This is a genomic window from Streptomyces sp. NPDC052225 (assembly GCF_040679615.1).
Taxonomy (GTDB): Bacteria; Actinomycetota; Actinomycetes; order Streptomycetales; family Streptomycetaceae; genus Streptomyces.
Genome location: NZ_JBFAVD010000018.1, coordinates 164,765 through 171,869, shown reverse-complemented (window position 1 = coordinate 171,869; position 7,105 = coordinate 164,765). Strand labels below are relative to the sequence as shown.

The 7,105-nt window shown below is 72.7% G+C and carries 7 protein-coding genes; 1 reads left to right on the top strand and 6 read right to left on the bottom strand.

The window, feature by feature from the left end:
* Window positions 1–437: 437 nt before the first annotated feature.
* From proC to AB0L37_RS25370, 6 genes are all read right to left on the bottom strand, one after another.
* A complete protein-coding gene (gene proC / locus AB0L37_RS25395) occupies window positions 438–1,262 on the bottom strand; it encodes a pyrroline-5-carboxylate reductase (RefSeq protein ID WP_365509704.1) in 825 nt (274 codons plus the stop codon).
* 102 nt (window positions 1,263–1,364) lie between these two features.
* The gene (locus AB0L37_RS25390) at window positions 1,365–2,102 is read right to left on the bottom strand and encodes an ABC transporter permease (RefSeq protein WP_365509701.1); all 738 of its coding nucleotides are present in this window, start codon (window positions 2,100–2,102) and stop codon (window positions 1,365–1,367) included.
* Window positions 2,103–2,124: 22 nt separating this feature from the next.
* Window positions 2,125–2,880, bottom strand: coding sequence for an ABC transporter ATP-binding protein (locus tag AB0L37_RS25385; RefSeq protein WP_365509698.1), 756 nt, complete (start codon window positions 2,878–2,880; stop codon window positions 2,125–2,127).
* Between the two features lie 99 nt (window positions 2,881–2,979).
* Window positions 2,980–3,774: a class I SAM-dependent methyltransferase gene (locus tag AB0L37_RS25380; RefSeq protein ID WP_365509695.1), complete on the bottom strand. Its 795-nt coding sequence runs from the start codon at window positions 3,772–3,774 to the stop codon at window positions 2,980–2,982.
* A 65-nt stretch (window positions 3,775–3,839) separates the two neighbouring features.
* Complete coding sequence (locus AB0L37_RS25375) at window positions 3,840–4,388, bottom strand: EamA/RhaT family transporter (protein ID WP_365509692.1); 549 nt, start codon at window positions 4,386–4,388, stop codon at window positions 3,840–3,842.
* 65 nt (window positions 4,389–4,453) lie between these two features.
* Window positions 4,454–4,753, bottom strand: a complete 300-nt coding sequence (locus AB0L37_RS25370) for an SH3 domain-containing protein (protein WP_365509689.1) — start codon at window positions 4,751–4,753, stop codon at window positions 4,454–4,456.
* Between the two features lie 205 nt (window positions 4,754–4,958).
* On the opposite strand from AB0L37_RS25370, the gene AB0L37_RS25365 reads away from it, so the two are divergent.
* Complete coding sequence (locus AB0L37_RS25365) at window positions 4,959–7,103, top strand: serine/threonine-protein kinase (protein WP_365509686.1); 2,145 nt, start codon at window positions 4,959–4,961, stop codon at window positions 7,101–7,103.
* Window positions 7,104–7,105 lie beyond the last annotated feature (2 nt).

The following is a 7,105-nucleotide window of genomic DNA, read 5'->3' as shown; positions in this document are numbered from 1 at the left end:
CACCCTCTCGGGCTTTCCTCCGGGCGCTTCCCTTCGGTCTTGCGTTTCCGACTCTATCAGATCTTTCCGATCCGATTTCCTCGGTGCTTTCCGGCCTTTCGGCCTTCCGGCGGTGTTGACTCTATCAGATCCTTTCGGGCCTGATTCCCAGTCAACCGGGTTTGTCTTTGCGGCTGTTGGGCCGTTCCGACGAGTGAGACTTTAGCGGATTCCTGGCCCCCGAGCTAATCGGGGTCCCGCTCTTTCGAACGTGGATTCCTCATTCCGAAAAAGCGTGCGCAAACAGCACGACGACGGGTCGTCGAGCGTTTGTGAGGGGCCTTGCGGAATGGCTGTCCGGGGACCGACCGGAGTCGGTGCTCACGTCGGACAACTCGGAGAACACTACGTATCGGCCCGGGGCGTGTCAACTGCGGGCCCCGGGCCTGGGGCGCAGGTCAGCTGTTGTTGCCGGAGGCCAGTTCGCGGCTGCGGTCGCGGGCCGCTTCGAGGGCGGCGATGAGGGCGGCGCGTACGCCGTGGTTCTCGAGTTCGCGGATCGCGTTGATGGTAGTGCCGGCGGGGGACGTGACGTTCTCGCGGAGCTTGACCGGGTGTTCGCCGCTGTCGCGGAGCATCGTGGCCGCGCCGATGGCGGACTGGACGATGAGGTCGTGGGCCTTGTCGCGCGGGAGGCCCAGGAGGATTCCTGCGTCCGTCATCGCTTCGACGAGGTAGAAGAAGTACGCCGGGCCCGAGCCGGACAGGGCCGTGCAGGCGTCCTGCTGGGACTCCGGGACGCGCAGGGTCTTGCCGACCGAGCCGAAGATCTCCTCGGCGTGGGTGAGGTGGGCCGCCGTGGCGTGGGTGCCTGCCGAGATGACGGACATCGCCTCGTCCACCAGGGCCGGGGTGTTCGTCATGACGCGGACGACCGGGGTGCCGGGCGGGAGCTTCTCCTCGAAGAAGGTGGTGGGGATGCCCGCCGCGCCGCTGATGATCAGGCGGTCGCCCGGGACGTGCGGGGCGAGCTCGGCGAGGAGTGTGCCCATGTCCTGCGGCTTCACCGTGAGGATCAGGGTGTCGGCCTGCTTGGCGGCCTCCTGGTTGGTGACCGGGGTGACGCCGTAACGGGTGCGGAGTTCTTCGGCGCGCTCCGGGCGGCGGGCCGTGACCAGGAGGTCGGCCGGGGCCCAGCCGCCGCGGATCATTCCGCTGAGCAGGGCTTCACCGATCTTGCCTGTGCCGAGTACGGCGACCTTGTGGCGCGTGTGCGGGCTCATGGGGCTGGCCTTCCCTCTGCTTGCTCGTCGTCCGCTCGCATCCTCGCATCGGGGCGGCCCCGGTTCATGGGGGTGTCCGGTGGGCGGACGGGCGTACGGAGGTCAGGGGGTGCGGCGGCGCAGGGTTGCCGCGCCCAGGGCCAGGACGAGGACGGCGCAGCCCGCGACGATCAGGGCGTCGCGGACATAGGTGGCGGTGAGGTCCGTGTGGCGTAGGACCTCGTTCATGCCGTCGACGGCGTACGACATGGGGAGGACGTTCGAGATCGCTTCGAGGACGGGCTGCATCGTGTCGCGCGGGGCGAACAGGCCGCAGAGGAGGAGCTGGGGGAAGATCACCGCCGGCATGAACTGGACCGCCTGGAACTCCGAGGACGCGAAGGCCGAGACGAAGAGGCCGAGGGCCGTGCCGAGGAGGGCGTCGAGGAGGGCGACCAGGAGCAGGAGCCAGGCGGAGCCGGTGACGTTCAGGTCGAGGAACCACAGGGCGAGGCCGGTGGCGAGGGCCGACTGGATGACGGCGAGGGTGCCGAAGGCGAGGGCGTACCCCGCGATCAGGTCGGCCTTGGCGAGGGGCATGGCGAGGAGGCGTTCCAGGGTGCCGCTGGTGCGTTCGCGGAGGGTGGCGATGGAGGTCACCAGGAACATCGTGATCAGCGGGAAGATGCCGAGGAGTGAGGCACCGATGGAGTTGAAGGTGCCGGGGCTGCCGTCGAAGACGTAGCGGAGCAGGAACAGCATCACGCAGGGGACGAGCAGCATGAGGGCGATGCTGCGCGGGTCGTGGCGGAGCTGGCGCAGGACTCGGGTGGCGGTGGCGGTGGTGCGGTACGCGTTCATGGCGGGTCCGTCCGGAGTGACGTCAGTGGGCGGCGTTCGCCGCGTCGACCAGGTGGAGGAAGGCCTCTTCGACGGTGGCCGTGCCGGTACGGGTGCGCAGGGCGTCCGGGGTGTCGTCGGCGAGGATCTCGCCCTCGCGCATGAGGAGGAGGCGGTGACAGCGCTCGGCCTCGTCCATGACGTGGGAGGAGACGAGGAGAGTGGTGCCGCGTTCGGCGGCGAGGGAGTGGAAGAGGTTCCACAGGTCGCGGCGGAGGACCGGGTCGAGGCCGACCGTCGGCTCGTCGAGGACGAGGAGTTCGGGGGTGCCGAGGAGGGCCACGGCGAGGGAGACGCGGCCGAGCTGGCCGCCGGAGAGGTTTCCGGCGAGGGCGTCGGCGTGCGAGGTGAGGTCCACGGAGGTGAGGGCCTGTTCGACCTCGGCGTGGCGGCGGTCGGCGGCGGCGCGGCCGGGGAGCAGGATCGCCGCGAAGTAGTCGAGGTTCTGGCGGACGGTGAGGTCCAGGTAGACGGACGCGGCCTGGGTGACGTAGCCGACGAGGGAGCGCAGGGGCGGGGCGCCGGCCGGGTGGCCGAGGACGGTGAGGTCGCCGGTGACGTTGGCCTGGGTGCCGACCAGGGCGCGCAGCAGGGTCGACTTGCCGCAGCCGGAGGGGCCGAGGAGGCCGGTGATCCGGCCGCGCGGGACGGTGAAGTCCAGGCCGTGCAGGACGGTGCGGGCGCCGCGGACGACGGTGAGGCCGATGGCCTCCACTGCGGGCGGCGACGGTTTATTCATCACATGGTGAATATCCTCCCGTGCGGAAGGCTCGTCAAGGCCCGGCGGGGCGGCGTGCCGATCGCCGGGCTCGATGGGGGCGCGGGAGGAAGGTGCGGGTCAGGGGCGTCGGACGACCGTGAGATCCAGGGCGTACGCGTCCTCGACGATGCCGTCGGGGAAGCGGCGCAGCAGGTGGGCCCGTTCGTCCTCCAGGACCGGGCGGGAGCGCTCCGGGCCCATCACCACGAAATAGGAGCGGCTGGCGAGGTGGGCCAGGTGCAGGTCGACCGGGATGCGGCGGGTCCAGTGCAGGCGCCGGTAGACGGAGGCGGGGGCCGGGGCCAGGCCCAGGTCCGCGATGATGCGGGTCGCGTCGGAGCTGACGCCGTGGCGGTGGTAGCCGGGCAGGCGTTCCTGGAGGCGTGCCTCCTGGGCGGCGGTCCACTCGACGTCCGGGTCGGGCACGTTCCACCACAGGGCGAGGGCGCCGCCGGGGCGCAGGACGCGCAGCGCCTCGGGGACGGAGCGGGCCGGGTCGGTCCAGTGCCAGGACTGGGCGTACGTGACGAGGTCGGCGCTCGCGTCGGCGAACGGCAGGGCGTCGCCCAGGGCGCGGACGAGGGGGACGTCGGGGAGGGCGCGGCGCAGTTCGGCGCCCATGCCGGGGCCTGGTTCGACGGCGATGGCGCGGGCGCCGCGGTCGCGCAGGAGGCGGGTGGCTATGCCGGTGCCCGCGCCCACGTCCAGGACGGTGGCGCCGCGCAGGCCGCCGGGGCCCAGGCCCGCCGTGCGCTCGACGGTGTCGAGGAGTTCGGGCGGGTAGCTCGGGCGGGCCGTGGCGTACTGGGCGGCGACCGCGTCGAAGGAGAGCGCGAACTCGGCGTGGCCGGTGGCCGGGGCGTCGTGCGTCATGGCGTCATCGTGCCGGGGCCTGGCGGGGTTGTCAGGAGGCCGATCGGCCCTCGGGCCGGATGCGCTCAGGCCTTGCGCTTCTTCTTCGCGGAGGACTTGCGGCTCGGGTTGCCGGTGCGGCGGGTGGCGCGGCGTTCGTACTGCTCGCTTGCCTCCTCGTACTCCTTCCTGCGGAGCTTCTCGCCCGGGGCCTCGGTCAGGCAGCGCAGGGCGTACGCGAGCAGGACGCCGACGAAGCCGATCGCCATGAAGCCGCGCAGGGACGCCTGCTTGTCGGGGTCGGGGCGCTCGGAGAAGCCGCTCAGGGTGCGGGTGAAGGCGAGGGCGCTGCACACCGCGAACATGACGACGACCAGGACGTTCACGAAGGAGCCGACGTCCGCGACGGACAGGCCCTCGTAGGCGAACCGCAGCACGAAGCAGCCGGCCGCGGCGGCGACCAGCGCGCCGGCGCAGACCGCGGCGCGGCGCAGGCCGTAGTGGCCGGTGTGGTCGACCCAGGTCGTCCCGAAGAAACGGATCTCCTCGGGGCGGGGGCCGGGCGTGACCGTGCCCGGGCTGGGGCCGGGGCCGTCCGGGCCGGGGGTCTTCGTGCTGCCGGTTTCTTCGCTCACGGGTCGATTATCGCCGGGCCGGACCGCGCGGGGCGCAGGCCGGTCCGGGCGGGGTGGGCGGGGTGTCAGGCGCAGCGCGGGGCCACGTAGCCGTCGCTGCCCGTCTTCACGTACGCGTCGGAGACGTACTCGCCGACGCCGATGCTGTCCCAGATCTTGGTGGTGCCGTACGGGCCGGTGATCGTCTCGCCGGGCCGCTGGCAGCCGATGGTGACGTACGCGCCCGCCGGCAGCACGCGCACGATGCGGTACTGGGTGCCGGGGCCGCTGCGCACGTTCACGCTGTAGCCCGGTGCCACCGCGTAGGTGTGCGCGGCCAGCGTCTGCGCGCCCTCGGCCGTGCCCTCTATGCCCTCGACTGCCATGCCGGTCTCTCCCCCGTCGTCGAACGGGCCCTCGTTCAGCGTTCGTTGAGGACCCGTTGAAATCACCGTGGTCAGCTGTGTCCCGTACGAGTCACGTACGGATCGCCGTCGCACTTCTTCGAACGCGGAGGCTAGCAAGCCTCCTCTGCCTCGTACGAACCATCGACTAGGCTCCGTGCGTCGCGCGACATCCACGGGGGTGGACATGCCGTCACGGCCCAGTACCGGGTCCGGCCCGGAAGCGGAACTTCCGGAATATGCGGGGCACTACCGCCTTGAAGAGCGCCTGGGCGCCGGCGGGATGGGTGTCGTCCATCTGGCGCGCTCGGCGGCGGGACTGCCGCTCGCGATCAAGGTCATTCATGCCGAGTTCGCCAAGGACCCTGAGTTCAGGGGGCGCTTCCGGCAGGAGGTGGCGGCTGCCCGGCGGGTCAGCGGGGCCTTCACTGCGTCGGTGGTGGACGCGGACCCGGACGCCGGACGGCCCTGGATGGCGACGCTGTTCATCCCCGGCCCCACGCTCTCCGAGCACGTCAAGCGGAACGGGCCACTGACGCCCGCGCAGGTGCGGCACGTGACGTTCGGCCTGGCCGAGGCGCTCCGCGACATCCACCGGGCCGGTGTCGTGCACCGCGACCTCAAGCCCAGCAACGTCCTGCTGGCCGCGGACAGCCCCAAGGTCATCGACTTCGGGATCTCGCGGCCCAAGGACAGCGAACTGCGCACCGAGACGGGCAAGTTGATCGGCACGCCGCCCTTCATGGCGCCCGAGCAGTTCAGCCGGCCCCGCGAAGTCGGCCCGGCCGCCGATGTGTTCGCGCTCGGCTCGGTCCTGGTGCACGCGGCGACGGGGCGCGGCCCCTTCGACTCCGACAGCCCGTATCTCGTCGCGTACCAGGTGGTGCACGACGAGCCGGACGTGACCGGTGTGCCCGAGGATCTGGCGCCGCTGGTGCTGCGCTGCCTCGCGAAGGCGCCGGAGGACCGGCCCACGCCCGACGAGATCCTGGCCGAGCTGCGCCGGCTGGCGGCGCGCCACGACACACAAGCGTTCGTGCCGGCGCAGGCGTTCATGCCGGCGCAGGCGTTCATACCGGCCCAGCGGATGCCGTCGGAGCCGGCGGCCAAGGCTCCCAAGTCCCCTGAGCCGGTGGCGACTTCGCGCACTCCGGGCCGCAAGGGCCGGCGCCTCGGCGCCGGGATCGCGGGGGCCGTCGCCCTCGGCGGCGTGCTCGCCCTGACGCTGACCCTGGTCCCGCGCTCCGCCGACGATCCGGGGTCGCGCACCGCGCCCGCGGGTTCGCCCGCCACGTTCCACCCGTGGAACCGGCAGCTCGGCTCGGGCTCCGCTCCGGCCTGTACGTACGGGGACGGCGCACTGCGCTGTTCCGCGCCCGGCGTGCTCGCCGCCTCCGTGGATCCGCGCGACGGCGAACAGGTGTGGCTGCGCAAGGCGTCCGCGAGCGGCGCGGCCGGGACGGCGCCGGCCCCCGTGATGTCGGGCGGGCTGCTGCACACCGTCGCGCCGGACGGCAGCCGCCTGTACGCCCTTGATCCGGACACCGGGAAGACCCGCTGGTCGATGGGGATCGCGCGGTACCAGGGGCAGGTGCGGCAGGCCGGTGGGGTGGTGCTCCTCGCCACCACCGACGGCACCGTGACCGGGGTCGACGGGGCGACGGGCCGGCAGGTGTGGCAGCGCCGCCTCCCGGGCGGGCAGCCGGTGCTCTCGTACGCCGGGGCCGGTCTCGCCTCCGTGACGACGCAGGCCGCGAACCGGATCGACACGGTGGTGAGCGCGGTGGATCCGGCGACGGGCGCCGTGCGCTGGCGGCATCGCTCGCCGGACACGGCGACGCCGGTCGGAGTGGCCGACGGCGTGCTCTGGTGCACGCAGCGCGACGCGTCGGGCGAGACGGTGGCGCTGGTGGGGCACCGGCTGACGGACGGTTCCGTCGCGCGCCGCGTGCCGCTCGCGCTGCCGCTGCCCCCGGCGACGGCGGCGCTGCACGGCGACACGGCGTACCTGCTCGCCGCGGGCGGCGCCCTGGTCGCCCAGAACCTGACGACGGGCAAGCAGCTGTGGCGTTCGGAGACCTCGGTGAGCAGAGGTTCGGCCCCTGCCGTCGACGGCAAGGGCCGGGTCTACGTCACGGCTCCCGACGGCCGCGTCCTGGCCCTCTCGCCGACCGGCGCCCCGCTGGGCCAGACCCGCCCCCGCCCCTCCCCGCACTCCGACCGCGTCGTGGCCGAGCTGCCCCCGCCCGTCGTGATCGACGGGCGGGTCTACGCGAGCGCCCCGGACGGCACCCTGTTCGGAGTCGACGGGCGCAGGGCCGGGGCGTGGTGAGG

Coding starts and splice junctions, on each gene's coding strand:
- proC (WP_365509704.1), bottom strand. CDS start 1,262: ATGAGCCCGCACACGCGCCACAAGGTCGCCGTACTCGGCACAGGCAAG.
- AB0L37_RS25390 (WP_365509701.1), bottom strand. CDS start 2,102: ATGAACGCGTACCGCACCACCGCCACCGCCACCCGAGTCCTGCGCCAG.
- AB0L37_RS25385 (WP_365509698.1), bottom strand. CDS start 2,880: ATGAATAAACCGTCGCCGCCCGCAGTGGAGGCCATCGGCCTCACCGTC.
- AB0L37_RS25380 (WP_365509695.1), bottom strand. CDS start 3,774: ATGACGCACGACGCCCCGGCCACCGGCCACGCCGAGTTCGCGCTCTCC.
- AB0L37_RS25370 (WP_365509689.1), bottom strand. CDS start 4,753: ATGGCAGTCGAGGGCATAGAGGGCACGGCCGAGGGCGCGCAGACGCTG.
- AB0L37_RS25365 (WP_365509686.1), top strand. CDS start 4,959: ATGCCGTCACGGCCCAGTACCGGGTCCGGCCCGGAAGCGGAACTTCCG.